The organism is Nitrospirillum pindoramense (assembly GCF_007827955.1).
Taxonomy (GTDB): Bacteria; Pseudomonadota; Alphaproteobacteria; order Azospirillales; family Azospirillaceae; genus Nitrospirillum; species Nitrospirillum amazonense_B.
In genome coordinates, this window is the sequence record NZ_VITR01000013.1 from 32,182 (window position 1) to 57,630 (window position 25,449).

Below are 25,449 nucleotides of genomic sequence, written 5' to 3' on the forward strand. Positions count from 1 at the left end.
GCTCAAATGCCCCCTCAAGCGCCGGGCGTCAGCATCCGCCGGCTTGGCTCTCCTCGATTTCCAGGTCGCCTTCGGCTCCCCAGAACTCTCCGGCGCCCGCAGTCGCGCCCTTATTTCGACTCGGGCGACAGCACCTGGATCAGGTGCGGGGTGTCCGGGTCGGCGATGATGGCGCGCAGGGCGGACCGGTCCTGCGGCAACTTGCCCTGGGGCACGTCCATCAAGGTGCCCACCCGGGTGTTCAGCGGCACCGGCTTGCCGTAGATGGCGTTCAGCCGCTCATACTCCGCCTGGTGAAAGGCGTCGTTCTCGTCCGGGTTGGGGAAGTCGCGCGGGGTGATGATGATGTCGGCCGGCGGGGTAGCCGACTGTGTCACCGGTTCGGCCACGCGGGGGCCTGGCGCCACCTGCGACGCCGCGGCGGGTTGGGCGGCCTGCTGCGCCCCGACGGGGGCCGCCAGCAACATGCCGGCCATCAGGGCGCCAGCCGCGACGGCCACGGTCATAAAGGGTGTCGGATGATGATTCCGGCGGAACGGCATGGCGTCGGTCTCCTCTGATGCCGGCCGCGCGCGGGCCGGGCGGTGAAGGACTCCGCGACCGCGAAAAGGCGCGCCCCTTGGGCAGGGTGGGCGGCGGCGGGCAGGCCACTCATGACAGACCATGGATATGGGAACGGCGGACGCGGTTTCCCAGGCGTCCGCCCTTGATACAAAGGGTTTATTCCCAGCCGCCCAGCAGGGGGCGCATGCGCTTGCTGTCCACGTTGCGGATCTTCTGCCGGCCGTGGACATGGGTGGGGGCGGGCGCCACCGGGCCGCCGGCGCGCACGGGCCGCTCGGCGAAACGGCCCAGGGAGATCATGCGGTCGTACATGACGATGGCGGCGGCCACGGCCACGTTGACGCAGAACTTGATGGGGATCTTGATGACGTGGTCGCAGCGTGCCTGCATGGCCGGCGACAAACTGCCGCGCTCCGGCCCCAGGACATAGGCGGCCCGCAGCGGGTGGCGGAAGCTGGGCAGGTCCACCGCGTCATCCGTCAGTTCCACACCCACCAGGGTGCAGCCCTCCGGCAGGGTCATGGCCGAGACGCTGGGATAGGTGTAGAGCGGGACATGGTCCTGCCCACCGGACGTGTCGACCCGGTTCACCTCGTCCAGGTCCAGGGCGGCGTTCACGGTGAACACAAAGCTCGCCCCGAACGCGTGGCCGGAGCGCATGATGGTCCCGATGTTGCCCGACTTGCTGATCCCCTCGGCGCCCAGGGCGAAATATCCGCGCATGTCGCGCACCTTGCACAAGGCAAGCCGCTTGGGCAAGGTTCCAGCCCCCCGGGAAACAGGATTGCAGTCATGCCGCGGCCGGGGGAGAACGCGGGCGTACTGATCCTCCAGCCAGGGCGGCCGGCCACATGCACGACGACCACGATCATTCCCACGGCGACGGCTGCTGCGGCGGCCATGACCATCAACCTGCCGCCCATGACCCGGCGACGGTGCGCCAGGTGGACATCCCCGACCGCTCCGACGCCCCCATCCTGGTGGAGGTGACGCGCGGGGCCATGGTGGAATCCCGCCACCGCGGCCGCGTGGTCGTGGTCGATGCCGGCGCCCGCGTGGTGGCCCACTGGGGTGACGTCGACGGCCTGGTCTACCCACGCTCCTCCAACAAGGCCTTGCAGGCCATCCCCCTGATCGAAAGCGGGGCGGCCGACGCCTATGCCGTGACGGATGAGGAATTGGCGCTGGCCTGCGCCTCCCACCAGGGGGAGGCCATGCACACCGAACGCGTGGCCGCCTGGCTGGATCGGCTGGGCCTGTCGGTGGACGACCTGGAGTGCGGCGCCCACCTGCCGACGCATGAGCCAACAGCGGCGGCCCTGCTGGCGGCCGGGCAAAAGCCCACCGCCCTGCACAACAACTGCTCCGGCAAGCACACCGGCTTCCTGGCCGTGGCCAAGCACAAGGGGGAGAAGCTGGCGGGCTATGTCCGGTATCAGCACCCGGTGCAGCAGCGCATCCTGGGCGTCATCGAGCAGGTGACGGGCCATGACCTCAGCCGCGCCCCCTGGGGCGTCGACGGCTGCTCCATCCCCACCATCGGCCTGCCCCTGGGCGCCCTGGCCCTGGGCATGGCCCGCCTGGCCGACCCCGACAGCCTGCCCGACCGGCGGGCGGCGGCGGTGCTGCGCCTGCGCCGGGCCTGGGGCAAACACCCCGAGCTGGTGGGCGGTACGGGCAATTTCGATACCGACGTCATGCGCGCCGCCAACTCCGCCGTGCTGCTGAAGTCGGGGGCGGAGGGCGTGTGCTGCGCCGTCCTGCCGGAACACGGGCTGGGCATCGCCCTGAAGATCGAGGACGGAGCGCCCCGCGCCGCCGGCCCGGCCATGGCGGCGGTGCTGAAGCGCCTGGGCGTGCTGCCCGACACGGTGTGGGACGGCGTCGCCCACCTGGCCGTCGCCCCGGTCACCAGCCGCCGGGGCGATACCGTCGGCGAAATCCGTCCCACCGCGGCGGCGGCGGGGTGACCGTCGCTTACCACAGGCCCAAATGAAAACCGCCGCCGAGGTCGTGCCCGGCGGCGGTTTCCGTTGGGGCTGTCCCGCCCTTCTAGTGGATGGACTCGCCGTGCAGGGCGATGTCCAGGCCGTCGCGCTCGATGTCCTCATCGACGCGCAGGCCGATCACCAGGTCGATGATCTTCAGCAGGATGAAGGTGATGACGCCGCACCACACGACGGTGAAGGCCACACCCTCCAGCTGGGTCAGCACCTGGCCCACATTGCCCTCGATCAGGCCCAGCTTGGCGGCGGGATCGTCCTTCAGGGCGGCGGCGAAGGCGCCTTCGCTGTTGCCGATGGACATCTTGGCGAACACGCCCGTCAGGATGGCGCCGACGATGCCGCCGATGCCGTGCACGCCGAAGGCGTCCAGGCTGTCGTCATAACCCAGGGCCTTCTTCAGCGAGGTGGCGGTGAAGAAGCAGATGACGCCGGCGGCGATGCCGATGGCGAAGGCGCCAACGGTGTCGACGAAGCCGGCGGCCGGGGTGATGGCCACCAGGCCGGCCACGGCCCCCGAGATGATGCCCAGGACCGAGGGCTTGCCCTTCAGGGCCCATTCCACGAACACCCAGGCCAGGGCCGCGGCGCCCGTGGCCACCTGGGTCACGGTCATGGCCATGCCGGCGCGGGGGCCGGCGGTCAGGGCGGAGCCGGCGTTGAAGCCGAACCAGCCCACCCACAGGAGGGAGGCGCCGATGAGGCTCAGCACCAGGTTATGGGGGCTGAAGTCGGCGTTGGGGTAGCCCTTGCGCTTGCCGATGACCAGGCAGGCCACCAGGCCGGCGATGCCGGCGTTGATATGCACGACGGTGCCGCCGGCGAAGTCCAGCACGCCCAGCTTGGCCATGAAGCCGTTGGGGTGCCAGACGGTGTGGGCCACCGGGGCGTAGACCAGCAGCGACCACAAGGTGATGAACACCAGCATGGAGGAGAACTTCATGCGATCGGCGAAGGCGCCGGTGATCAGGGCCGGCGTGATGATCGCGAAGGTCATCTGGTACATCATGAACACCGGCTCCGGGATCGTCGGGGCCAGGGCGTGGGTGCCGGTGGGGTCCATGCCCGCCAGCAGCACGCGGCTGAAGCCGCCGATGAATTCCTTGGCGTCGGTGGCATCGCTGGCGGCGGTGAAGGACAGGCTGTAGCCCACCACCGCCCAGATGACCGTGACCAGGCAGGTGATGGTGAAGCTCTGCATCACCATGGCCAGCACGTTGAACTTGCGCACCATGCCGCCGTAGAACAGCGCCAGGCCGGGGATGGTCATCATCAGCACCAGGGCCGTGGACATCAGCATCCACGCCGTGTCGCCGCCGCTGATCGTGGGGGCCGCCGGGGCCGCCGCGTCTTGCGCCGCCGCCAGGGCGGGCAGGCCCGCCGCCAGCGCCATGGCGCCCAATCCCAGGAAACGCTTACCCAAACCGCTCATCCCACACCCCATTCCCAGTCACCGCGTAGTCCGTCACCGGCCCGGTCCGCCAGCCGTCCGCGAACCCGCGCCTCAAAAAAGCGCGTCGCCCCTTCTTTCAAACTTCGTGCCGCGATACATCCGGGCGCTGTGCCGGGCCTTGGGTGCGCGCCGGTGTGTCGCCGGGTGATTAAATTGTAGGCTGTATTGGTGCGGCAGGGGCGGTATGGTGGGCTTCATGCCCAAAGGGTGGGCGAAATTATCTCAAAATCTTCGTCCGCGTGTCAGGTAAATCAACGTATTAGCATCGCGGCTTATCAAATATCAGTGCCTATGACGGCAAACTGTGCGTGAACTGCCTAAAATTTATGCATAATAAGGCCGCTATCCGGGTGGGGTGCCCCAAAAGCAGCAACGCCGGCGCCACCCCATGCCGCCCTGGGACCAGGACGGGAAGGGGCGGGCGCCGGCGCCGCCGGAAAACGTTCAATCGGCCGTGAGGAGGCGACGATTATTCCTCTTCCTCGTCGGCGTCCTGCTCGATCTGGTTGGCCAGGTCGTGCAGCATGTCGACCACGTCCTGGTGGGTGGTTTCCTCCACCGCCTGGTTGACGGCCACTTCGATCATGGCGACCGCGACATAGGCGGCCAGGGGGCCCGCCTCCTTGAGCGCCGCCTCAAGATGCTTTTCCGCGACGCTCAGCGCCTTCTCGAACAGGGCTTCCGCGGTGGAGTTGTTGGTGTCGCTCATGGCAGACCTTCACTGTGATAATAGGGTGTATGGATCAGCTCGTGGGCCAGCTATAGCATCCTTGCCCGGTGCCGTCACGCCGCCCGGCTGGCCAAAAGTCACCCCGCACCCCTAATCCCCGGGGCAAATCATGCCCCGTCACAGGAACTTAACGCCCGTGTCCGTCCCGCCGTCATTTTCACAGGCCCCGCTTCCTCCCGGACCCGGCGCCGCCGATCCGCCTTTCGACCTGGCGGAGGCCGCCAGCTACGGCTTCTGGACGGACGAGCATGTGCGTTTCAACGACCTGGACCCGGTGGGCCACGTCAACAACAACGCCTTTGGCGTCTATTTCGAATCAGGCCGGGTGGCCTTGCATCACGCGTTGCGGGCGCGGGTGGACATGCGCGGCCACGCCATCGTGATGCGCAAGATCACCATCGACTACCTGGCGGAGATCACCTACCCCAACGCTGTGCGCGTCGGCACGCGGGTGGCGCGCCTGGGCCGCACGTCCTGGACCACAGGCAGCGGCCTGTTCGTTGGCGACCGCTGCCATGCCACCGCCCTGTCCGTCTCGGTCCTGGTGGACGCCGCCAGCCACCGGCCCACGCCCATTCCCGATGACCTGCGTTCCGCCTTGGAGGGTTTCCTGTGAGCCGCCGTCCCGCCCCCAGCCGTGGCAAGACCCCCGGTAGCAAGTCCTTTGGTGGCAAGTCCTCCGGCGGCCGTCCCCAGCCCCGCCGTCCCGCCGCCCGCCCGCCCGTGGAACCGCCCACCACGGGCCCGGTCGAGATCACCGTGGAAACCGTGGGCGCCCTGGGTGACGGCGTCGCCCACTGGCAGGAGCCGTACGGGCCGAACCACCGCCTGTTCGTGCCCCAGACCCTGGTGGGCGACCGGCTGATGGTGCGCTTCGCGCAGGAGCGGGGCGAAGGCTGGCTGGTGGAACCGGTGTCGCTGTTGGCTGAGGGGCCGGGCCGGGCCGAACCCGCCTGCCGGCATTTCGGCACCTGCGGCGGCTGCACCCTGCAGCATATGGACCCCGACACCTACGGCGCCTGGAAGGTGGAGCAGTTGCGCCACGCGCTGAGCCGCGCCGGCATCACCGACCTTCCCATGGCTCCTCTGGTGCGGACGCCGCCCCATGCCCGCCGGCGGGCCGTGCTGGCCGCCGCGCGCCGGGGGCGCCGCTTGTGGCTGGGCTTTAACGAGCGCGCCAGCCACCGCCTGGTGGATATCGAGGAATGCACGGTGCTGGCGCCGCGCCTGATGGCGCTGATCGCCCCCTTGCGCGCCCTGCTGCTGGACCTGCTGCCGGATGAGCACACGCTGGACGTCGCCCTGACCCTGCTGGATGACGGGCCCGACGTTGTGCTGGTGGGCCTGCCGCAGCCGGACCTGGGCGCGCTGGAGATGTTGGGGGCCTTCGCCGAGGCGCATGACCTGGCCCGCCTCACCTGGTCCAAGCGGCCGGGCGCGCCCGTGGAACCCATCGCGCTGCGCCGCACGGGCGTGGTGCGCTTCGGCCCGGTGACGGTGTCGCCGCCCGCCGGTTCTTTCCTGCAGGCCAGCGCCGAAGGGGAGGCCGCCCTGGTGGCCGAGGCCCTGGCTGGCGCCAGCGCGGCCCTTGCGCAGGAAAAAGGGGCACAAGGGGCCCGTGTGGCCGACCTGTTCGCCGGCAGCGGCACCCTGACCTTCCCCCTTGCCACGCTGGCGCCCGTCCACGCGGTGGAGGGGGATGGGCCGGCCCTGACGGCGTTGGAGGCGGCGGCCCGCCAGGCCGCCGGCACCCATTCCGTGACGGTCGAACGGCGCGACCTGTTCAAGGAGCCGCTGTCGCCCTCGGAACTGTCGGCCTACCAGGCGGTGGTGTTCGATCCGCCGCGCGCGGGTGCCGCGTCCCAGGCGGCGGCGCTGGCGGCATCCAATGTGCCGGTGGTGGTCGCCATTTCCTGCAATCCGGTCAGTTTCGCCCGCGATGCCGCCCTGCTGCTGGGCGGCGGCTATGTCCTGGAACGCCTGGTGCCGGTGGACCAGTTCCTGTGGTCCCCCCACCTGGAGGTCGCGGCCCGCTTCCGCCGGGGGTGATGTGCCCATGCCACGCCGGCACCAAACGTTTGGTGCCGGCGTGGCTGCGGCGATGCGGGGGCGGGCGGGGCGTGTTATAAACCCTGCCCCCATAGTCGCAATGTAGAAGCGAGTCCGGCAGTCCCATGAGCAAGGCGCTTGAGATCCTGAAGTCCTACGCCCCGGCCACGGTGGCGGAGGAGAACGTTCTGAACGACATCCTGGACCGGCTGGGCCGTCGGGCGCTGGACGCCGACGCCGCCGTCGAGCAGATCATCGACCGGCTGGACTGGCCGCTGGACCGCGCCGCCGCCGAGGTGGATGCGTATTTGGAGTAAAACCCATCACTCCGTGATGCGAATGGTCGGCAGACCCACGCCCGCAGCGGCGCGTTCCCGCAGGATTTCGCGGCGGAAGCGGTAGAGTTCCGCCGGCCGGCCGCCCGTGCGCACTTCCAAGGCGCCCGTGGGCTCCACCAGGCCGCCGGCGATCAGCAGGCGGCGGAAATTCTGCTTGTGCAGGCGCACGCCCGACAGCGCCTCCACCAGGCGCTGCAGCTGGAACAGCGTGAACTGCGGCGGCAGCAGGTCGAACACCACCGGGCGGTATTTCAGCTTTCCCCGCACCCGGCCCAAGGCCGCCGCCAGGATGCGGCGGTTGTCCTGCGCCATGGGGATGCCGGTGGCAGCCAGGGCGTCGGGCTGCGCCGGGCCGGACCACAGGCCGGCCACGTCGGCCGGCAGCGTGCCGTTCTGTGCCAGTTTGGCCAGCACGGCGCGGTCGCGCGGCGCCTCCGCCACCAACCCGGCCTCGTACAGCAGCTCGTACCGCTCCAGCACCCGTTCATAATCCCAGGCGTCGTCGTCGGGACTGAAGGTGGTGTGCACCCGGTCGCGGCGCTGCGCCGCCAAATCGGGGTCGCGGTCCGCGTCGTGGGCCGCCCAGCGTTCCAGCGCCGGCAACAGGATGCGGCCGATCATGGACGGGCGACCGTCGCGCCAGTCCTCCCACGGGAAATAGCTGTACCAGTCGTGCCACTCGGCGGCGCCCGAGCCCGACAGCGGCGCCTCGCGCGTCAGGGCGATGTAGCCGACGGAAACGACGCGCGGCTCCCCGTCCACCTCGCGCAGGTCGCGGTAGCGGTCGCCGAAGGTGTAGAGCTGCTCCACATAGCCCAGGGGCAGGCCCGTCAGCTCGGTCACCCAGCGGCGCAATCCCTGTTCCAGGGTACGATGGCGCTCGGGCGCGAAGGGGCCGAAGGGCAGGGCGTCCCAATCGCCGCTGGCCTGCTGCTGCGGCGTGGCCAGGTCATGCGTCAGCCGGCGCACCACCAGCACGCGCGGCACCTCGCGCGTCACCGCCACGATGACGGCGGTCAGGCCGATGGAGGCGCGGTCGGCTGCCGGCTGACTGTTCGGTTGTGCGGTTTGGGGCTGCCGGTCGCTGGTCACGAGTCTCCCGCCAAATCTGTTGCGTGGGCGAATTTACCCGCCAAGGGGCGGTGGGCCGTCCCGGCGCGCGACAGAATGTGTTGTCCGAGACGCTTTTGACAGCAAGAGAAAGTTCACCGGCCCCTGTTAAAAGACGACAATCTGCTTATTGTCCTGTGGGGCAGGATGCCGCTTCGTTTCGATGCCGTGATTTGCCTATGGTAGGCCCCGCGAATTAACGGGCCGCCCGCATGAGAGACGGCCCGACTTCGGGAGAGAAGACCCATGGCGCTCAAAGCAGAACAGCGCAAATCCGAACTGACCGAACAGATCGCCGCCAAGGTGCGGGACCGCCTGGCCCGGGAAAAGGCCGGCCCGGCGGAACGCTTCGTCCGGCAGTTCTACGCCAACGTGCCCCCGGACGACATCCTGCGCAGCAGCAGCGACGAGCTGTACGGCGCCGCCATCGCCATGTGGCAGTTCGGCGCGGTGCGCAAGCCCGAGACCGCCCAGGTGCGCGTCTGCAATCCCAAGGTGGAGCAGGACGGCTGGCACGCCCCCCACACGGTGGTGGAGATCGTCAATGACGACATGCCCTTCCTGGTGGACAGCGTCTCGGCGGAGCTGAACCGCCATGGCCTGACGGTGCACCTGGTGATCCACCCGGTGGTCAAGGTGAAGCGCGACGCGGACGGCCGTCTGGTTGAGCTGTATGAGCCGCACGCCGCCCCCGCCGACGCCAAGGCCGAAAGCTTCATGCATGTGGAGGTGGACCAGCAGACCTCCCCCGAGCTTCTGGAAAAGGTCCGCGCCGGCCTGGTGCGCGTCCTGGCCGACGTGCGCGCCGCCGTGGAGGATTTCGAGGCCATGCGCAGCCGCGTGGCCGAAACCATCGCCGACTCGCAGAAGGCCAACCAGCCCCTGGACGCCGCCGAGGTGGCGGAGGGCCTGGACTTCCTGCGCTGGGTCGACGACGACCATTTCATCTTCTTAGGAGTCCGCGAGTACCGCTTCGGCAAGGAGGATGGCCAGGACACGCTGGATATCCTCAGCGGCGCCGGCCTGGGCATCCTGCGCGATGACGAGGTCTCGGTCTTCGACGGCCTGCGCTATTTCTCCCAGCTGCCGCCGGACGTGCGCGCCTTCGTGCGCCAGCCGCGCGCCATCATGGTGACCAAGGCCAACAAGGATTCCACCGTCCACCGCCCGGCGCCGCTGGACGCCGTGATGGTGAAGCTGTTCGACGACAATGGCGTGGAGATCGGCGAGCGGCTGTTCGTCGGCCTGTTCACCTCGGTCGCCTACAACCGCGCGGCCCGCGAAATCCCCTATCTGCGCCAGAAGGTGAACCGGGCGCTGGAGCGGGCGGGCTTCGACAAGTCCAGCCACGATGGCAAGGCGCTGCTGCACATCCTGGAGACCTATCCCCGGGATGAGTTGTTCCAAATCGGCGACGACGAACTGTTCGACATCGCCATGGGCGTGCTGCACCTGCAGGACCGCCAGCGCGTGGCCCTATTCGTGCGCAAGGACCCGTTCGAACGCTTCGTCAGCGCGCTGATCTACGTCCCCCGCGACCGCTACGACACCGACCTGCGCCTGAAGCTGCAGGGCATCCTGGAAACGGCGTTCGAGGGCAAGACCACGCAGTATCATGTGATGCTGTCGGAAAGTGTGCTGGCCCGCGCCCACATCATCATCCAGACCACCCCCGGCAAGGTGCCCGACTACGACGTCCGCGATGTCGAGGAGACGCTGATCGAAGCGGCGCGCGGTTGGGGTGAACGGCTGCAGCAGGCCCTGGTGGATGCCAAGGGCGAGGAGGTCGGCCTGCGCCTGGCCCGGCGCTATCGTCGCGGCACCCTGGCCGAGGGTTATCGCGAGATCTACAGCCCCGAAGCCGCCGTGATGGATATCGAGCGGCTGGAGGCGGTGGCGGCCACGGGCCGGATCGCGCTGAACCTGCACCGCCCGGTGGAGGCGGAGCCGCACGAGCTGTTCTTCAAGGTCTACCACGACGACACGCCGGTGCAGCTGTCCCAGGCCCTGCCCATGCTGGAGGATCTGGGCCTGAAGATCCTGGCGGAAGGGGGCCCGCACGAGGTGCGCATCCCCGGCCGCGAAAAGTCCATCTGGATTCAGGACTTCGAGATGAAGATGGCCAACGGCCAGGCCGTCGAGCTGGACGCGGTGAAGGAGGCGTTCGAGGACGCCTTCATGCGCGTCTGGACCGGCGAGGCCCAGACCGACGGCTTCAACAAGCTGGTGCTGGGGGCCGGTTTGGCCTGGCGCGACGTCACCATGGTGCGCGCCTACGCCAAGTATCTGCGCCAGGCCCGCTTCGACTTCTCCCAGTCCTATATCGAGGACACGCTGGCGGCCCATGTGGGCATCACCAAGCTGCTGGTGCGCCTGTTCCACCTGGCCCATGACCCGGCCATCCTGGCCAAGCTGGGCCGGGAAGAGGTGGACAGCCAGCGCATGGGTCTGGTGGTGGAGATCGACCACGCCCTGGACCAGGTCACCAACCTGGATGAGGACCGCATCCTGCGCCGGATGCTGAACCTCATCCGCGCCACCCTGCGCACCAACTTCTTCCAGAAGGGCGCCGACGGCCAGCCCAAGAGCTATCTGTCGTTCAAGCTGGACAGCCGATCCATCGACGACCTGCCGCTGCCCCGGCCCATGGTGGAAATCTGGGTCTACAGCCCCCGGGTCGAGGCCGTGCACCTGCGCGGCGGCAAGGTGGCGCGCGGCGGCATCCGCTGGTCCGACCGCAAGGAGGATTTCCGCACCGAGATTCTGGGCCTGATCAAGGCGCAGATGGTGAAGAACGCCGTCATCGTGCCCATGGGGTCCAAGGGCGGCTTCGTGGTGAAGAACCCGCCGCCGCCCTCCGCCGGCCGCGAGGCGGCGCTGGCCGAAGGCATCGAGTGCTACAAGACCATGATGCGCGGCCTGCTGGACATCACCGACAACCTGGTGAAGGGCCAGGTGGTGCCGCCCCGGGACGTGGTGCGCCTGGACGGCGACGACCCCTATCTGGTGGTCGCGGCCGACAAGGGCACGGCCACCTTCTCCGACATCGCCAACGGCGTCAGCCGCGACTATGGTTTCTGGCTGGACGACGCCTTCGCCTCCGGCGGGTCGGCCGGCTATGACCACAAGAAGATGGGCATCACCGCGCGCGGCGCGTGGGAGGCGGTGAAGCGCCACTTCCGTGAACTGGGCCGCGATTGCCAGACCCAGGATTTCACCGTCGTGGGCGTGGGCGACATGTCGGGCGACGTGTTCGGCAACGGCATGCTGCTGTCCCGGCATATCCGCCTGGTGGCGGCCTTCGACCACCGCCATATCTTCCTGGACCCCAACCCGGACGCGGCCAGCAGCTGGGAAGAGCGCAAGCGCATGTTCGACCTGCCGCGCTCGTCCTGGGGGGACTATGACAAGTCCAAGCTGTCCCCGGGCGGCGGCATCTTCGAGCGTGGCGCCAAGTCCATTCCGCTGTCGCCCGAGATCCGGGCGGTTCTGGGCATCACGGCCGAGCGCCTGACCCCGGCGGAGCTGATGCAGGCCATCCTGAAGGCGGAGGTCGACCTGCTGTGGCTGGGCGGCATCGGCACCTATGTCAAGGCCGGGGGCGAGAGCAACGCCGAGGTGGGCGACAAGGCCAACGACGCCCTGCGCATCGACGGCCGCCAGGTCCGTGCCAAGGTGGTGGGCGAGGGCGCCAACCTGGGCTTTACCCAGCGCGGCCGCATCGAGGCGGCGCAGGCGGGCGTGCGGCTCAACACCGACGCCATCGACAACTCCGCCGGCGTCGACACCTCGGACCATGAGGTCAACATCAAGATCCTGCTGCGCGACGTGATGGACAGGGGCAGCATGACCCTGCCCCAGCGCGACGCCCTGCTGGCCACCATGACCGACGACGTGGCGGACCTGGTGCTGGCCGACAACTACCAGCAGACCCAGGCCCTTTCCATCGATGAGGCGGTGGCGCCCGACACGCTGGACGACCTGGCCCGCTTCATCCGCCTCATGGAAAAGGCGGGCAAGCTGAACCGCGCCATCGAGTTCCTGCCGACGGATGAGGAGGTGGCGCTGCGCGCCCAGGCCCGCCGGGGCCTGACGCGGCCGGAGACGGCGGTGCTGCTGGCCTATGCCAAGATCGACCTTTACGACAAGCTGCTGAACTCCGACCTGCCGGACGATGCCAAGATGGCGGCCGACCTGGTGGAGTATTTCCCGGAAAGCCTGCAGCGGCAGTACCCGCAGGCGGTGGCCGGCCATCAGCTGCGGCGGGAGATCATCGCCACCGTGGCCACCAACAGCATGGTGAACCGCGTCGGTCCCAGCTTTGTGGCCGAGATGGTGGAACAGACCGGCATGGGTGAGGCCGACGTGGCCCGCGCCTATCACATCGTCCGCGACGCCTATGGCCTGCCGGCGGTGTGGAAGGCCATCGACGCCCTGGACAACCAGGTGCCGGCGGCGGTCCAGACCGACATGGGCCTAGCCACCCGCCGCCTGCTGCGCCGCGCGGTGCCCTGGACGCTGCTGAACAACAGCCATCCGCTGGACATGGCGGCGGGCATCGCCCGCCTGGCGCCGGCGGTGAAGGTGCTGTCCAAGGCGCTGGCCGACATCCTGTCGCCCGACGCCGCCGCCGACTTGGGGGCCAAGAAGGACGCGCTGGAACAGGCGGGCGTGCCGGCGGAGCTGGCCCACCACGTCGCGGCGCTCTCCGCCCTGGGGGCCGCCACCGACATCAGCCAGATCGCGGTGGAAACCAACCGCGGGGTGGACAAGGTCGCGGCCGTCCACTTCGCGCTGGGCGAGCGGCTGGGCTTCGACTGGCTGCGCGGCCGGGCGGAGGCGGTGAAGACCACCACGCATTGGCAGCGCCAGGCGCTGGGCGCCATCATCGACGACCTCTACAGCCTGCAGGGCCGCCTGGCGGCCCGGGTGCTGGCGGGCGAGGGCGACGATGCGGCCGCCCTGATCGACAGTTGGCTGGCGGCCAAGGCCGGACCGGTGGACCGCATCCAGTCCCTGCTGGCGGAACTGCGCGGCGTGGCGCACCTGGACGTGGCCATGCTGGCGGTGGCCACCCGCCAGTTGCGGGGCTTGACGGCGGGCTGATTTACCCCCGGGGCGTGACCGGCGGCATGGGGCTCGTCCCCATGCCGCTGTGGCCCCGTGCCCCTCGACGGCCGCCACCCGTCAATCAGCCGCCCGTTAATCAGGGGCGGTGCCACGCGATTCTTCACGTGAATTTCAACCCTGATTCTCCGACCTCTGCGCTGTGGGCGCAGTGGCGAACTGTCGCTTGCGCAAAGGCCGGCGACTCCATATTTATTGATTTCACAACGCCTCTCCGTGCATTGCCAAGATTGTCCGGTGGGTGATGTCGTTTCCCCGATATCCTTTGGGGAAACCGGTTCCGAAGGTGCCCTCTTGTCCGCGACCCCGGATTACAGCGTTCTGGATGGCAAGCGTCTGCTGCTGATCATTTCCGGCGGCATCGCGGCCTATAAATGCCTGGAGCTGATCCGCCGGTTGAGGGAGCGGGGCGTGCGCGTGCGCGCCGTCCTGACGCAGGCGGCGCAGCAGTTCGTCACCCCCCTGTCCGTGGCCGCCCTTTCGGAGGAGAAGGTCTACACCGACCTCTTCTCCCTGACCGACGAATCAGAAATGGGCCACATCCGCCTGTCGCGCGAAGCCGACCTGGTGGTGGTGGCGCCGGCCAGCGCCGACATCCTGGCGCGCATGGCCGCCGGCATGGCCAATGACCTGGCGACGACGGCGCTGCTGGCCACCGACAAGCCGGTGCTGGTGGTGCCGGCCATGAATGTCATGATGTGGACCAATCCGGCCACCCAGGCCAACGTCCGCATCCTGGAACAGCGCGGCATCCGGCGCCTGGGGCCCGCCGCCGGCGACATGGCCTGCGGTGAGGTCGGCTCCGGCCGCATGGTGGAGCCGATGGAGATCGTGGCCGCCATCGCCGCCTTTTTCGCCGGGCAGAGCGCGTCCAAACCCCTGGCCGGCCGCCGCGCCGTGGTGACCAGCGGCCCCACCCATGAACCTATCGACCCCGTGCGCTACATCGCCAACCGGTCATCCGGCAAGCAGGGCCATGCCGTGGCGGCGGCCCTGGCGGCGTTGGGTGCCGACGTGACCCTGGTCAGCGGCCCCGTCACCCTGGCCGACCCAATGGGCGTGCGCGTGGTGCGGGTGGAGACGGCGGCCGAGATGCTGGCCGCCAGTCAGGGCGCGCTTCCGGCCGACATCGCCGTCTGCGCCGCCGCCGTGGCCGATTGGCGCGTGGCGGCCGCCGCAGGCGACAAGGTGAAGAAGGGCCCAGACGGCCCGCCCACCCTGACCCTGGCGGAGAACCCCGACATCCTGGCCACCCTGGCCCAGGCCGGCCCGGCGCGGCCCCGCCTGGTGGTGGGCTTCGCCGCCGAGACGCGCGACGTGCTGGCCTACGCCGCCGCCAAGCTGGCCAAGAAGGGCTGCGACTGGATCGTCGCCAACGACGTGGCGACCGGCACCGGCACCTTCGGCGGCGACGACAATCAGGTGCATCTGCTGCGCCGGGGGGCCGCGCCTGAGGCCCCTCTGATCGAAACTTGGCCGCGCCTGAGCAAGACCGAGGTCGCGGCGCGCCTGGCCCAGGCCATCGCCGACACCCTGTCACCCCCCATCGCCCTTTCAACAAGCAACAACAACCCGGAACCCGTTTGATGACCGAAGCCATTACCGTCGCCGTCACCCGCCTGCCCCATGGCAAGGATCTGGATCTGCCCGCCTATGCCACCGCCCAGGCCGCCGGCCTGGACCTGATGGCGGCCGTGTCGGCCCCGGTGGTCATCCCGCCGCTGGGCCGCGCGCTGGTGCCCACGGGCCTGGCCATTTCCCTGCCGGTGGGTTTCGAGGCACAGGTGCGTCCGCGCTCCGGCCTCGCCCTGAAGAACGGTGTCACGGTGCTGAACGCTCCCGGCACGGTGGACGCCGATTACCGGGGCGAGGTGGGCGTGATCCTGGTGAACCTGGGGGACCAGCCCTTCACCATCGAGCGCGGCATGCGCATCGCGCAGATGGTGATCGCCCGCCACGAACGCATCCAATGGAACGAGGTGGAAAGCCTGGATGAGACCGCCCGCGGCGCCGGCGGCTTCGGGTCCACCGGTACCGCCGCCACCGGTCGCGCGGGTTGAAGAAATGGGGGAAGGGATGCTGCGGATTTCCAAGAAGCTGATGTTCGCCATCGAGGTGGTGCTGGACATCGCCTACAACGCCGGTTCCGAACCCGTGCAGTCGGGGGAGATCACGGCGCGGCAGGGCATCCCCAAGCGTTACCTGGAACAGGTGCTGCAGGCCCTGGTGCGGGCGGGTATCCTGGCGGGGGTGCGCGGGCCCCGGGGCGGCTATCGCCTGGCGCGGGAACGCCGCCGCATCACAGTGGGCGAGATCGTGCGCATCGTCCGCGCCCTGGAACAGGCCACCGACCCCATGGAGGAGCCGGTGGGGGCCGAGCTGGGCCGCCAGGTGGTGCGGCCGCTGTGGGCCGAACTGCAGGATGACTGCATGCGCCGCCTGGATCAGACCACCATTGAGGATCTGTGCCTGCGCGCCCATCGCGCCGGCATCGAAAGCGAAGCGACCCACAAGCTGGACTTCAGCATCTAAGGAAACGGAGCACCATCATGGCTGACACTCCCAACCCGTCGACGGGCGCCGCCTTCCGTGGCCGCGTTTACGACAGCATCCTGGACACCGTGGGCGCCACCCCGCTGGTGCGTCTGCAGCGCCTGGCCGCCGCCCATGGCGTCAAGGCCGACATCATCGGCAAGTGCGAGTTCTTCAACCCGCTGTCCAGCGTGAAGGACCGCATCGGTCTGGCTATGATCCAGGCGGCGGAGGCCGATGGCCGCATCTCCCCCGACCGTACCCTGCTGATCGAGCCCACCTCGGGCAACACCGGCATCGCGCTCGCCTTCGTCGCCGCGGCCAAGGGCTACCGCCTGATCCTGACCATGCCGGAAAGCATGTCGGTGGAACGCCGCCGCATGCTGAAGCTGCTGGGCGCGGAGATCGTGCTGACCCCGCCGGCCCAGGGCATGAAGGGCGCCATCGCCAAGGCGGAGGAACTGGCGGCCGAGGCGGGCGACGCCTACATCCTGCAGCAGTTCAAGAACCCGGCGAACCCGGAGATCCACCGCCGCACCACGGCCGAGGAAATCTGGACCGACACCGCCGGCGGCGTGGACTTCCTGATTTCCGGCGTGGGCACCGGCGGCACGCTGACCGGCGTGGCCAGCGTGATCAAGGAGCGCAAGCCCAGCTTCAAGGCGGTGGCGGTGGAGCCGGAGGACAGCCCCGTCCTGTCCGGTGGACTGCCCGGCCCGCACAAGATCCAGGGCATCGGCGCCGGCTTCGTGCCGGACATCCTGGACACCCACCTGATTGACGAGGTGCTGCGCATCTCCAACCAGCGGGCGTTCGAGACGGCGCGTCAGGTGGCCCGGCTGGAGGGGGTCGCCGTCGGCATCAGTTCCGGCGCCGCCTTGGCTGCGGCCCTGGAACTGGGCGCCCGGCCGGAGAACGAGGGCAAGCAGATCGTCGTGATCCTGCCCAGCTTCGCTGAACGCTACCTGTCCACCGGCCTGTTCGACGGCCTGGATTGACCGGCCTGGATCGACGCTGAGGGGGGCCGGCCACAGCGCCGGCCCCTTTTTCCCGCACATCCTGTCCCACGGTTTTAGTTTTACCTAGGCCGCGACTGCGGCCGCCGGAGATTTTCGGGGAGCCGAAGGCGGACTGAAAATCGAGGACAAGCCAAGGGGCGGATGCCCCGCCGGCGCCTGAGGCAACCGTACATGGACTTCACCGATTCACAGATCGAGCGCTACTCCCGCCACATCATCCTGAAGGAGGTGGGCGGGGAGGGGCAGGCCAGGCTGCTGGCCAGTTCCGTCCTGGTGGTGGGCGCCGGCGGCCTGGGCGCGCCCTTGCTGCTGTACCTGGCGGCGGCTGGCGTGGGGCGCATCGGCATCGTCGACGACGACACCGTCGACCTGTCCAACCTGCAGCGGCAGGTGGTGCATGACATGGCCTCGCTGGGCCAAGCCAAGGTCGACAGCGCCGCGGCCCGCCTGCGCGCCATCAACCCCGACGTGGTGGTGGAGACGCACCGCATGCGCCTGGGTCCCGGCAACGTCCGCGATCTGGTGCGGGCCTATGACATCGTGGCCGACGGGTCGGACAATTTCGCCACCCGCTTCCTGCTGAACGACGCCTGCTATTTCGAGCGCCGGCCCCTGGTGTCGGCCGCCATGCTGCGCTTCGACGGGCAGATTTCGACGTTCAAAGCTTATTTGGGCAAGGCCCACGAGGGGGCGTCCCACCCCTGCTACCGCTGCGTCTTTCCCGAGCCGCCGCCGCCCGGCCTGGTGCCGTCCTGTTCCGAGGCGGGGGTGCTGGGGGCGCTGGCCGGCACGGTGGGGTCCTTGCAGGCGCTGGAGGTGCTGAAGGAACTGCTGGGCATCGGCGACAGCCTGTCCGGACGCCTGATGCTCTATGACAGCCTGGGCGCCAGCTTCCGCACCGTGCGGGTGAAGCCTGACCCGGATTGCCCCCTGTGCGGCAGCCATCCGACCATCACCGCCCTGCCCGGTGAAGAAGGGCCGGGGGAAGAGACGACATGACGACCGCTCAACCTGGCCTCTGCCCCCCTGGCCTGTCCATCGTCCTGCAATCGGGCGGTTTCGACCGGGTGCATTACGCCCTGGTCATGGCCACGGCGGCGGCGGCCATCGGCCGGCCCACCCTGCTGTTCGTCACCGGCCGGGCGCTGCGTTTCCTGCTGACCGATGATGGCTGGGCCTATCTGGACCCCGCCGACGATGGGTCCACGGCCGTTGAGCGGGAACAACAGTACGCGGAAACCAACGTCGCCACCCTGGCGGAATTGGCCGAGTCGCTCACCCCCCTGGGCGTGCGCGTCATCGCGTGCGAGATGGGGTGGCGGGTGCTGGGGCTGGACCGGCCGGCCCTGCGCCCCGACGTGACGGTGGAAACGGCGGGCGTGGTCACCCTGTTGCAGGCGACCCCGCCGGGCGCCCATCTTATCCACCTGTGACCCCCTTCCCGAAAGCGTGCCGCCATGCCTGAATTGCCCGAGGTCGAGACCGTGGCCCGGGGCCTGGCCCTGAAGATGCTGGGGCGGACCCTGGTGCGGGTGGCCCAGCACCGCCCCAACCTGCGCACGCCCTTCCCCCCCCGCTTCGTCCAGCGCCTGACCGGCCGCCGCGTGGCCAGCATCGGCCGCCGGGCCAAGTACGTGCTGATGCGCCTCGACCCCGGGGCGGAGGGGGGCGAGGACATCTTGCTCATCCATCTCGGCATGTCGGGCAGCATGGTGGTCAGCCGGGGGCCGGCCGGCGTGCCGGGCGCCCATGACCATGTCGTCATGGAAACGGACGACGGCGCTGTCGTCACCTTCAACGACCCCCGGCGCTTCGGCCTCATGGACCTGATCGCGGAGGGGCAGGTGGACAGCCACCCCCTGCTGGCCAAGCTGGGACCGGAACCGCTGGGCAACGAGTTCGACGCGGACACCCTGTCGGCCCGGCTGGCGGGCAAGATGACGCCCATCAAGGCGGCGCTGCTGGACCAGCGGGTGGTGGCCGGCCTCGGCAACATCTACGTCTGCGAGGCGCTGTTCCGCTCAGGCATCAGCCCCGAGCGCTCGGCGGCCAGCGTGGCGGGCAAGGACGCCCAGCGCCTGGTGCCCGCCATCCGCGACGTGCTGACCGAGGCCATCGCCGCCGGCGGCTCCTCCCTGCGCGACTACGTCCAGTCCGATGGCGAACTGGGCTACTTCCAGCACTCCTTCGCCGTCTATGGGCGCGAGGGGCAGGCCTGCCCCGGTTGCGACTGCGACGTGGCCCGCACGGGCGGCGTGCGGCGGCTGGTCCAGGCTGGGCGGTCCAGCTTCTTCTGCGCACGGCGGCAGCGCTGATCCATGCGGCCTTGCCCGTTGCCGGGCGGGCCGTCCTGCGTCACCATCATGCGCGGGGCGGGTAATTTCCGTTATGCCCCGCCTCTGGAGATCTCGGCCCTCGTGAGCCCCCGAATGCGCTTAGCCTTTGTCGCCGCCCTGTCCCTTCCCTTGCTGCTGGCCGGGGGCCCGGGCCTCGCGCGGCCGGTGGAGCCGGGATACGTGCCGGGGGTGGAGGATTTGCCCCTGATGCCCGGCTTGACCGCGCCGACCAACGGCGCCGTGGTTTTCGACCAGCCGGAGGGGCGCATTGTCGAGTCGGCTGCCCAGGGCGACGTCAGCGCCGACGCCATCAACGCCTTCTATTCCCAGACCCTGCCGCAGCTGGGATGGCGTGCCGCCGGTGCCGGCCGCTGGGCACGCGATGGCGAGCGGCTGGAGATCACCGCCACCCGGGATGGCACCGGCAGCCGGGCGGAAACGATGGTGCGCTTCGTCCTGCGGCCACAGTAGGGGCACCGAAGCGCGCTCGCGGCCACGGCATCAAGAAGCGGTAGGTTTTTAAAGTAAAAGACCCACGATATTGGGGCTCGATGACAGAATCGCCCATATCTGGTTTTAGACTCGTTGAATCCGGGGGGCGGGAATGTCCAAAGCAGGGACGTGCGTCCCGTGTTTTGGTCTAGTCTGGCGCGGTTTTTAGGGCCGTGCCGCTTGACGGTTTCGTGGGGAGGGGGTATAAGCCCGGCCTTCCACGGCAAGGGTCGTGTTCGAAAAGGGTTTGTCATGGCTAATCATAAGTCCGCTGAAAAGCGTATCCGTCAGACGGAAGTCCGTACCGAAGTCAACCGGGCCCGCGTGTCCCGTATCCGTACCTTCGTGAAGAAGGTTGAGCTGGCCCTGGAAGCCGGCGACAAGAGCGCCGCCGCCGAGGCCTTCAAGCTGGCCCAGCCGGAAATGATGCGCGGCGTGTCCAAGGGCGTGCTGCACCGGAACACCGTGTCGCGCAAGCTCTCCCGTCTGTCTCTCCGCATCAACGCTCTGGGCTGATAGCCGGCCCCGGCCAGTGCGCGCGGGTCGCTGACCCGCGCCGTCGAAGTCGGGGTCTCAGCTCTTGACCGTGGAAGCAAGGAGGCCGCGTCCTGCCGGACAACGGCGGGGGCGCGGCCTTTTCCTTGTTGGCCCCTCGTTACTGCGTTTACCTAACCCTATTCTTCCAGAATAGTCCGAAGGGCCGGTATCGACCGGCGCGCACGAGCATCATTCGGTCTTTTTTGCTTGTTCCCTTTTCGAGCCTATTGCGACTCCCGAACGGCCCGACTAGCATCTTCCGATGTGCGGGATCGTTCTCCACGATGAAGTAATCAAGCGGCGGGAACGCCTGCGCAAACCGATGACAGATGCATCTTGATGATGACGCGTGTCGTTCTACATCATTCTGGCATTGGTGGATTTCTGAATCTTTGAAGAAGATCATGCGTCTGCGGCAGATTCTTTAAAATGAATCCCGCAAGGTGCGCGGTTTTGTTTGCGTGGTTAGGTTTTAGTCTGCCTGGTGTTTACACCGGAATGGCGCCGGATGGGGCAGGGGGCATGCCCCGTGTCCTGGTGCCGGTAAAGTCCGGTGTGGGAAAGGGTGGTCACGGAACCAGCCGGGACAGGGCCGACAACAGGGGCTGACGAAGCGGGGTTGGGACGATGTTGGAAGGGTGGGATCCCCCGGGATCGCGCGCCCTTGCGCCAGCGTCGTCTGTTATGCCGGCCTGTCCGGCCCCGATATCTTCGATCCGCCCCTGACGTCGACCCCAGACCTCCACAGTCTCGAGCGGGGCGTCCAGCCCCGCATGGGACCAAAGGGGGCGACCCGGCGCATGGTTCCGGTCCGAATTGATCCGGTTTGGGATGGCCCATCGTCGGCCGTCCGTCGTTGGCCCCGGTCCTCATGGCCGGTGCCGTCCAGTGTGGTTGTCCGGGTCCGGAAGGCGTTGGGGCAGGAGCGAAGCGGGAATGTCGGTTCAGGCATCTCTGGATCAGCAATGGGCGCGCATCAGCGGGCGGCTCAAGGACGAGGTGGGTGAAACCGCGTATCGCAGCTGGCTGAAGCCGCTGACCGTGGAGGATTTCATCGGCGGCCAGGTGCGCATCGTCGTGCCCACGCGCTTCATGCGCGACTGGATCCGCACCCATTACGCTGACCGCATCCGTGCCCTGTGGACGGGGGAGAATCCCGGCGTCCAGTCCGTGGAGATCGTTGTGGCGCCGCCGCGGGGCGACGCTTCTCTGGGCGGTGCCCTCAGCACGCTGCCGCGCGGGGCCGCCAATGGCGCCGACGCGGGGCCGCTGGCCGATGGCGCGGCCGCCCCCCTGCCGGCCTATGATAGCGGTGAGGCCGTGGCGTCCCTGAACGGGGCGGCCGAGGCGCCAGCCCTGCCCGCCTTCATCGCCGGCAACGGCATGGGGGAGGAGCGCGACGACGTGTCGGCGCTACTGGACCCCCGCTTCACCTTCGAGAATTTCGTGGTGGGCAAGCCCAACGAACTGGCCTTTGCCGCCGCCCGCCGCGTGGCCGACGCCAGCGCCGTGACCTTCAACCCGCTGTTCCTGTACGGCGGCGTGGGCCTGGGCAAGACCCACCTGATGCATGCCATCGCCTGGCACATCCGCAAGAAGGACCCCGCCCGCCGGGTGATCTACCTGTCGGCGGAAAAGTTCATGTACCAGTTCATCCGGGCCCTTCGGTACAAGGACACCATGGCGTTCAAGGAGCAGTTCCGCTCCGTCGACGTGCTGATGATCGACGATGTGCAGTTCATCAGCGGCAAGGACAGCACTCAGGAAGAGTTCTTCCACACCTTCAACGCGCTGGTGGACCAGAACCGCCAGGTCATCATCTCCGCCGACAAGAGCCCGTCCGACCTGGAAGGCATGGAGGAGCGCCTGCGCTCCCGCCTCGGCTGGGGGCTGGTGGCCGACATCCACCCCACCACCTATGAACTGCGCCTGGGCATCCTGCAGTCCAAGGCGGAACAGATGCGGGTGCAGATCCCCTCGAAGGTGCTGGAGTTCCTGGCTCACAAGATCACGTCCAACGTGCGTGAGCTGGAAGGCGCCCTGAACCGCATCGTGGCCCATGCCGAGCTGGTGGGCCGTGCCATCACCCTGGAAAGCAGCCAGGAAGTGCTGCACGACCTGCTGCGCGCCAGCAACCGCCGGGTGACCATCGAGGAAATCCAGAAGAAGGTGGCGGAGCACTACAACATCCGCCTGGCGGACATGAGTTCCGCCCGCCGTGCCCGTGCCGTGGCCCGCCCCCGCCAGGTGGCGATGTACCTGTCCAAGCAGCTGACAGCCCGGTCCCTGCCCGAGATCGGCCGCAAGTTCGGCGACCGCGACCACACCACCGTGATGCACGCCGTGCGCAAGGTGGAGGAGCTGTGCGCCACCGACCCGACCTTCTTCGAGGACGTGGAACTGCTGCGCCGCATGCTGGAAGGCTGACGCCGTTCCGCGTCCCCCGTGCCCCCCTTTCGGACAGGGGGCGACTCGGCCATCCGACAGCCCCTGGAACCGGTCGAAAACGCTGTCGCCCGGCGGGGCTTGTGCTATGGTGTGCACCCCTTTTTCCGGGCCCTGTGGGGGGGCTTTGGGGAATTCAAGGCAAACACTCAGCCGCGCCCAAGGGGGCGACGGGTCAGCACAAGCGGAACGGCATGAAGATCACCATCGAACGCGCGGCTTTGCTCCGGTCTCTCGGTCATGTTCAGAGCGTGGTGGAGCGTCGGAACACCATTCCGATCCTGTCCAACGTGCTGCTGAAGGCGGAAAACGGCGAACTGGCGCTGACCGCCACCGACATGGATCTGGAGATCGTGGAATCCGTGCCGGCCGACATCGCGCGCCCCGGTTCCGCCACCGCCCCCGCCCACACCCTGTATGACATCGCCCGCAAGCTGCCGGACGGCAGCCAGGTGGAACTGGACTTCACCGCCGACACGCTGACCCTGCGGTCCGGCCGGTCGCAGTTCCGCCTGGGCGCCCTGCCGGTGGAAGACTTCCCCGTCATGGCCGGCGGCGACACCGGCCACCGCTTCACCCTGTCGGCCAACGACCTGAAGATGCTGGTGGACCGCACCAAGTTCGCCATCTCCACGGAGGAGACGCGCTACTACCTGAACGGCATCTACCTGCATGCCTCCAAGGCCAAGACCGGCGCCGCCGAGATCCCGGTGCTGCGCGCCGTGGCCACCGACGGCCACCGCCTGGCCCGGGTGGAGATGGCCCTGCCGGACGGCGCCAGCGGCATCCCCGGCGTCATCATCCCGCGCAAGACCGTGATCGAGGTGCGCAAGCTGCTGGACGAGGCGGCGGACCGCATCGAGGTCCAGCTGTCCGACACCAAGGTGCGCTTCGCCTTCGACAGCATCGTGCTGACCAGCAAGCTGATCGACGGCACCTTCCCGGACTATGAGCGCGTCATCCCCACGGGCAACGACAAGGTGATGGAGGTCAACGCCGGCCAGTTCGCCGCCGCCGTCGACCGCGTCGCCACCATCTCCACGGAAAAGAGCCGGGCGGTGAAGCTCAGCCTGGACCGCGGCATCCTGACCCTCTCGGCCTCCAGCCCCGAGGCCGGCTCGGCCACGGAAGAGATCGAGGTCAGCTACGACAACACGGCGCTCGAGATCGGCTTCAACAGCCGCTACCTGCTGGACATCACCCAGCAGATCGAGGGCGAGGGCGTGCGCTTCACCCTGGCCGACGCAGGCTCGCCCACCGTGGTGCGCGACGTGGCCGACGGCTCGGCCCTGTACGTCCTCATGCCGATGCGCGTCTGAGGCCGGGCGCACGTGATTGCGGGGCGGCGGTAGCGGTTGCTGGCCAATATGGGCGCCATGTCCACAGACGAGCCGCCCCTGACGGGGACGCCGGCGGGCCCCCTTGATGGGGCCGCGCCCTCGGTCCTTTCCGGGGGCGTGTCCGGGTCCGCTCCCCTTGCGGCCCTGGCCGTCACGCGCCTGACCGTCACCCGCTTCCGCTCCTACGCCCACGCCCGCCTGCTGCTGGACCGCCGCCCTGTGGCGCTGACGGGCCCCAACGGCGCCGGCAAGACCAATTTGCTGGAGGCGGTCAGCTTCCTCGCCCCCGGCCGCGGCCTGCGCCGGGCCAAGCTGGGCGATGTGGAGCGGATGCAGGCCCCGGACGAGTCCTGGGAGACGCGGGGCTGGGCCGTGGCGGCGGAGGTGGCGACGCCCCTGGGCACGGTGGAGATCGGTACCGGCCGCGACCCCGCCGGCGCGCCGGGCAGCGAACGTCGCGTGGTGCATATCGATGGCCGCCCGGCCAAAAGCCAGATGGCCCTGGCGCAATACGTTTCCTGCGTCTGGCTGACGCCGCAGATGGACCGCCTGTTCGTGGAGGGGGCCGCCGGCCGCCGCCGCTTCCTGGACCGGCTGGTGTTCGGCTTCGATCCGGACCATGCCGGCCGGCTCAGCCGCTTCGAACAGGCCATGCGTGACCGCATCCGCCTGCTGCGCGAGGGGGGCGACCCCGCCTGGCTGACGGTGCTGGAGGACCAGATGGCCACCAGCGGCGTCGCCGTGGCCGCCGCCCGCCGCGATGTCACCGCCCGCCTGGCCGCCGCCTGCCGGCGGGGCGTGGGCCCGTTTCCAGCACCCGGCCTGGCGCTCACCGGCACGGTGGACTCCTGGCTGGCCGACCGGCCGGCGCTGGAGGCGGAGGACACGCTGCGCCGGGCCCTGGCGGAGTCGCGGCGCCTCGACGCGCACGCCGGCACCACCACCGTGGGCCCGCACCGCAGCGACTTGGCCGTGACCTACCTGGCCAAGGGCATCCCGGCGGAACTGGGCTCCACGGGGGAGCAGAAGGCCCTGCTGATCGCCATCGTCCTGGCCAACGCCCGGCTGATGGCGGCGGAGGGGGCGGCACCGCCCCTGCTGCTGCTGGACGAGGTGGCGGCCCATCTGGACGCGGAGCGGCGCACCGCCCTGTTCCAGGAGGTGCTGGCCACCGGGTCCCAGGCGTGGATGACCGGCACCGACGCCGCCACCTTCGCCGAGCTGGGCACGGCGGCGACCCATGTGCGGGTCGCGGACGGCGGTGCCGTGGCGGGGGCGGGATAGCCCGCCCGGCCCTTCAGGACCCCTGTGGGGGATTCCCCCTGCGAGGGATTCAGCGGAGTGGGGGCAGTGTTCCCCCTTGGTAATGACGGT

22 protein-coding genes are annotated in these 25,449 nt (G+C 69.0%); 17 read left to right on the plus strand and 5 right to left on the minus strand.

What is annotated here, in order from left to right; translation table 11 throughout:
* Window positions 1–110: 110 nt before the first annotated feature.
* Together FBZ90_RS20195 and FBZ90_RS20200 are read right to left on the minus strand one after the other, a co-directional pair.
* Complete coding sequence (locus FBZ90_RS20195; RefSeq protein WP_145734799.1) at window positions 111–506, minus strand: hypothetical protein; 396 nt, start codon at window positions 504–506, stop codon at window positions 111–113.
* 214 nt (window positions 507–720) lie between these two features.
* Window positions 721–1,323: a TrmH family RNA methyltransferase gene (locus FBZ90_RS20200; protein WP_416211059.1), complete on the minus strand. Its 603-nt coding sequence runs from the start codon at window positions 1,321–1,323 to the stop codon at window positions 721–723.
* 92 nt (window positions 1,324–1,415) lie between these two features.
* Between FBZ90_RS20200 and FBZ90_RS20205 the strand changes: the two genes are divergently transcribed.
* The gene (locus FBZ90_RS20205; RefSeq protein WP_145734800.1) at window positions 1,416–2,534 is read left to right on the plus strand and encodes an asparaginase; all 1,119 of its coding nucleotides are present in this window, start codon (window positions 1,416–1,418) and stop codon (window positions 2,532–2,534) included.
* An 82-nt stretch (window positions 2,535–2,616) separates the two neighbouring features.
* Here FBZ90_RS20205 and FBZ90_RS20210 read toward each other — a convergent pair whose 3' ends face one another.
* Together FBZ90_RS20210 and FBZ90_RS20215 are read right to left on the minus strand one after the other, a co-directional pair.
* The gene (locus FBZ90_RS20210) at window positions 2,617–3,999 is read right to left on the minus strand and encodes an ammonium transporter (RefSeq protein ID WP_145734801.1); all 1,383 of its coding nucleotides are present in this window, start codon (window positions 3,997–3,999) and stop codon (window positions 2,617–2,619) included.
* A 490-nt stretch (window positions 4,000–4,489) separates the two neighbouring features.
* Window positions 4,490–4,729: a hypothetical protein gene (locus tag FBZ90_RS20215; protein WP_040843696.1), complete on the minus strand. Its 240-nt coding sequence runs from the start codon at window positions 4,727–4,729 to the stop codon at window positions 4,490–4,492.
* A 157-nt stretch (window positions 4,730–4,886) separates the two neighbouring features.
* On the opposite strand from FBZ90_RS20215, the gene FBZ90_RS20220 reads away from it, so the two are divergent.
* From FBZ90_RS20220 to FBZ90_RS20230, 3 genes are all read left to right on the plus strand, one after another.
* Window positions 4,887–5,366: an acyl-CoA thioesterase gene (locus tag FBZ90_RS20220; protein WP_246130579.1), complete on the plus strand. Its 480-nt coding sequence runs from the start codon at window positions 4,887–4,889 to the stop codon at window positions 5,364–5,366.
* Entirely contained in the window at window positions 5,363–6,799 is a 1,437-nt protein-coding gene (locus FBZ90_RS20225) for a class I SAM-dependent RNA methyltransferase (RefSeq protein ID WP_145734803.1), read from the plus strand. Before FBZ90_RS20220 ends, FBZ90_RS20225 begins: the two co-directional genes overlap by 4 nt.
* 125 nt (window positions 6,800–6,924) lie before the next feature.
* Complete coding sequence (locus FBZ90_RS20230) at window positions 6,925–7,116, plus strand: hypothetical protein (protein ID WP_145734804.1); 192 nt, start codon at window positions 6,925–6,927, stop codon at window positions 7,114–7,116.
* Between the two features lie 6 nt (window positions 7,117–7,122).
* Here FBZ90_RS20230 and FBZ90_RS20235 read toward each other — a convergent pair whose 3' ends face one another.
* Window positions 7,123–8,229 carry an NUDIX hydrolase gene (locus FBZ90_RS20235; protein ID WP_338121742.1) on the minus strand — a complete coding sequence of 369 codons (1,107 nt, stop codon included), beginning with the start codon at window positions 8,227–8,229 and terminating at the stop codon, window positions 7,123–7,125.
* 264 nt (window positions 8,230–8,493) lie between these two features.
* On the opposite strand from FBZ90_RS20235, the gene FBZ90_RS20240 reads away from it, so the two are divergent.
* From FBZ90_RS20240 to recF, 13 genes are all read left to right on the plus strand, one after another.
* Entirely contained in the window at window positions 8,494–13,353 is a 4,860-nt protein-coding gene (locus FBZ90_RS20240; protein WP_145734805.1) for an NAD-glutamate dehydrogenase, read from the plus strand.
* Window positions 13,354–13,668: 315 nt separating this feature from the next.
* A complete protein-coding gene (gene coaBC, locus FBZ90_RS20245; RefSeq protein WP_145734806.1) occupies window positions 13,669–14,961 on the plus strand; it encodes a bifunctional phosphopantothenoylcysteine decarboxylase/phosphopantothenate--cysteine ligase CoaBC in 1,293 nt (430 codons plus the stop codon).
* Window positions 14,961–15,434, plus strand: coding sequence for a dUTP diphosphatase (gene dut / locus FBZ90_RS20250; RefSeq protein WP_186455955.1), 474 nt, complete (start codon window positions 14,961–14,963; stop codon window positions 15,432–15,434). The genes coaBC and dut overlap by 1 nt, the downstream gene beginning before the upstream one ends.
* A 16-nt stretch (window positions 15,435–15,450) precedes the next feature.
* The gene (locus FBZ90_RS20255; protein ID WP_145734808.1) at window positions 15,451–15,906 is read left to right on the plus strand and encodes an RrF2 family transcriptional regulator; all 456 of its coding nucleotides are present in this window, start codon (window positions 15,451–15,453) and stop codon (window positions 15,904–15,906) included.
* Between the two features lie 17 nt (window positions 15,907–15,923).
* Window positions 15,924–16,904, plus strand: coding sequence for a cysteine synthase A (gene cysK / locus FBZ90_RS20260; protein ID WP_145734809.1), 981 nt, complete (start codon window positions 15,924–15,926; stop codon window positions 16,902–16,904).
* 192 nt (window positions 16,905–17,096) lie between these two features.
* Window positions 17,097–17,924 carry a HesA/MoeB/ThiF family protein gene (locus FBZ90_RS20265; RefSeq protein ID WP_145734810.1) on the plus strand — a complete coding sequence of 276 codons (828 nt, stop codon included), beginning with the start codon at window positions 17,097–17,099 and terminating at the stop codon, window positions 17,922–17,924.
* Entirely contained in the window at window positions 17,921–18,358 is a 438-nt protein-coding gene (locus FBZ90_RS20270; RefSeq protein ID WP_145734811.1) for a DsrE family protein, read from the plus strand. Before FBZ90_RS20265 ends, FBZ90_RS20270 begins: the two co-directional genes overlap by 4 nt.
* A gap of 24 nt (window positions 18,359–18,382) precedes the next feature.
* Window positions 18,383–19,240, plus strand: a complete 858-nt coding sequence (gene mutM, locus FBZ90_RS20275) for a bifunctional DNA-formamidopyrimidine glycosylase/DNA-(apurinic or apyrimidinic site) lyase (RefSeq protein ID WP_145734812.1) — start codon at window positions 18,383–18,385, stop codon at window positions 19,238–19,240.
* Between the two features lie 114 nt (window positions 19,241–19,354).
* Window positions 19,355–19,732, plus strand: coding sequence for a hypothetical protein (locus FBZ90_RS20280; protein WP_211102214.1), 378 nt, complete (start codon window positions 19,355–19,357; stop codon window positions 19,730–19,732).
* Between the two features lie 273 nt (window positions 19,733–20,005).
* Complete coding sequence (rpsT, locus tag FBZ90_RS20285) at window positions 20,006–20,269, plus strand: 30S ribosomal protein S20 (protein WP_145734813.1); 264 nt, start codon at window positions 20,006–20,008, stop codon at window positions 20,267–20,269.
* A gap of 957 nt (window positions 20,270–21,226) precedes the next feature.
* Entirely contained in the window at window positions 21,227–22,717 is a 1,491-nt protein-coding gene (gene dnaA / locus FBZ90_RS20290) for a chromosomal replication initiator protein DnaA (protein WP_145734814.1), read from the plus strand.
* 212 nt (window positions 22,718–22,929) lie between these two features.
* The gene (gene dnaN / locus FBZ90_RS20295) at window positions 22,930–24,054 is read left to right on the plus strand and encodes a DNA polymerase III subunit beta (RefSeq protein ID WP_145734815.1); all 1,125 of its coding nucleotides are present in this window, start codon (window positions 22,930–22,932) and stop codon (window positions 24,052–24,054) included.
* Between the two features lie 57 nt (window positions 24,055–24,111).
* The gene (gene recF / locus FBZ90_RS20300; RefSeq protein ID WP_145734816.1) at window positions 24,112–25,359 is read left to right on the plus strand and encodes a DNA replication/repair protein RecF; all 1,248 of its coding nucleotides are present in this window, start codon (window positions 24,112–24,114) and stop codon (window positions 25,357–25,359) included.
* Window positions 25,360–25,449: the final 90 nt, after the last annotated feature.

Coding starts and splice junctions, on each gene's coding strand:
- dnaN (WP_145734815.1), top strand. CDS start 22,930: ATGAAGATCACCATCGAACGCGCGGCTTTGCTCCGGTCTCTCGGTCAT.
- FBZ90_RS20280 (WP_211102214.1), top strand. CDS start 19,355: ATGCGCTTAGCCTTTGTCGCCGCCCTGTCCCTTCCCTTGCTGCTGGCC.
- dut (WP_186455955.1), top strand. CDS start 14,961: ATGACCGAAGCCATTACCGTCGCCGTCACCCGCCTGCCCCATGGCAAG.
- rpsT (WP_145734813.1), top strand. CDS start 20,006: ATGGCTAATCATAAGTCCGCTGAAAAGCGTATCCGTCAGACGGAAGTC.
- FBZ90_RS20205 (WP_145734800.1), top strand. CDS start 1,416: ATGCACGACGACCACGATCATTCCCACGGCGACGGCTGCTGCGGCGGC.
- FBZ90_RS20265 (WP_145734810.1), top strand. CDS start 17,097: ATGGACTTCACCGATTCACAGATCGAGCGCTACTCCCGCCACATCATC.
- dnaA (WP_145734814.1), top strand. CDS start 21,227: ATGTCGGTTCAGGCATCTCTGGATCAGCAATGGGCGCGCATCAGCGGG.
- recF (WP_145734816.1), top strand. CDS start 24,112: ATGTCCACAGACGAGCCGCCCCTGACGGGGACGCCGGCGGGCCCCCTT.
- FBZ90_RS20230 (WP_145734804.1), top strand. CDS start 6,925: ATGAGCAAGGCGCTTGAGATCCTGAAGTCCTACGCCCCGGCCACGGTG.
- FBZ90_RS20240 (WP_145734805.1), top strand. CDS start 8,494: ATGGCGCTCAAAGCAGAACAGCGCAAATCCGAACTGACCGAACAGATC.
- mutM (WP_145734812.1), top strand. CDS start 18,383: ATGCCTGAATTGCCCGAGGTCGAGACCGTGGCCCGGGGCCTGGCCCTG.
- cysK (WP_145734809.1), top strand. CDS start 15,924: ATGGCTGACACTCCCAACCCGTCGACGGGCGCCGCCTTCCGTGGCCGC.
- FBZ90_RS20195 (WP_145734799.1), bottom strand. CDS start 506: ATGACCGTGGCCGTCGCGGCTGGCGCCCTGATGGCCGGCATGTTGCTG.
- FBZ90_RS20255 (WP_145734808.1), top strand. CDS start 15,451: ATGCTGCGGATTTCCAAGAAGCTGATGTTCGCCATCGAGGTGGTGCTG.
- FBZ90_RS20215 (WP_040843696.1), bottom strand. CDS start 4,729: ATGAGCGACACCAACAACTCCACCGCGGAAGCCCTGTTCGAGAAGGCG.
- FBZ90_RS20210 (WP_145734801.1), bottom strand. CDS start 3,999: ATGAGCGGTTTGGGTAAGCGTTTCCTGGGATTGGGCGCCATGGCGCTG.
- FBZ90_RS20270 (WP_145734811.1), top strand. CDS start 17,921: ATGACGACCGCTCAACCTGGCCTCTGCCCCCCTGGCCTGTCCATCGTC.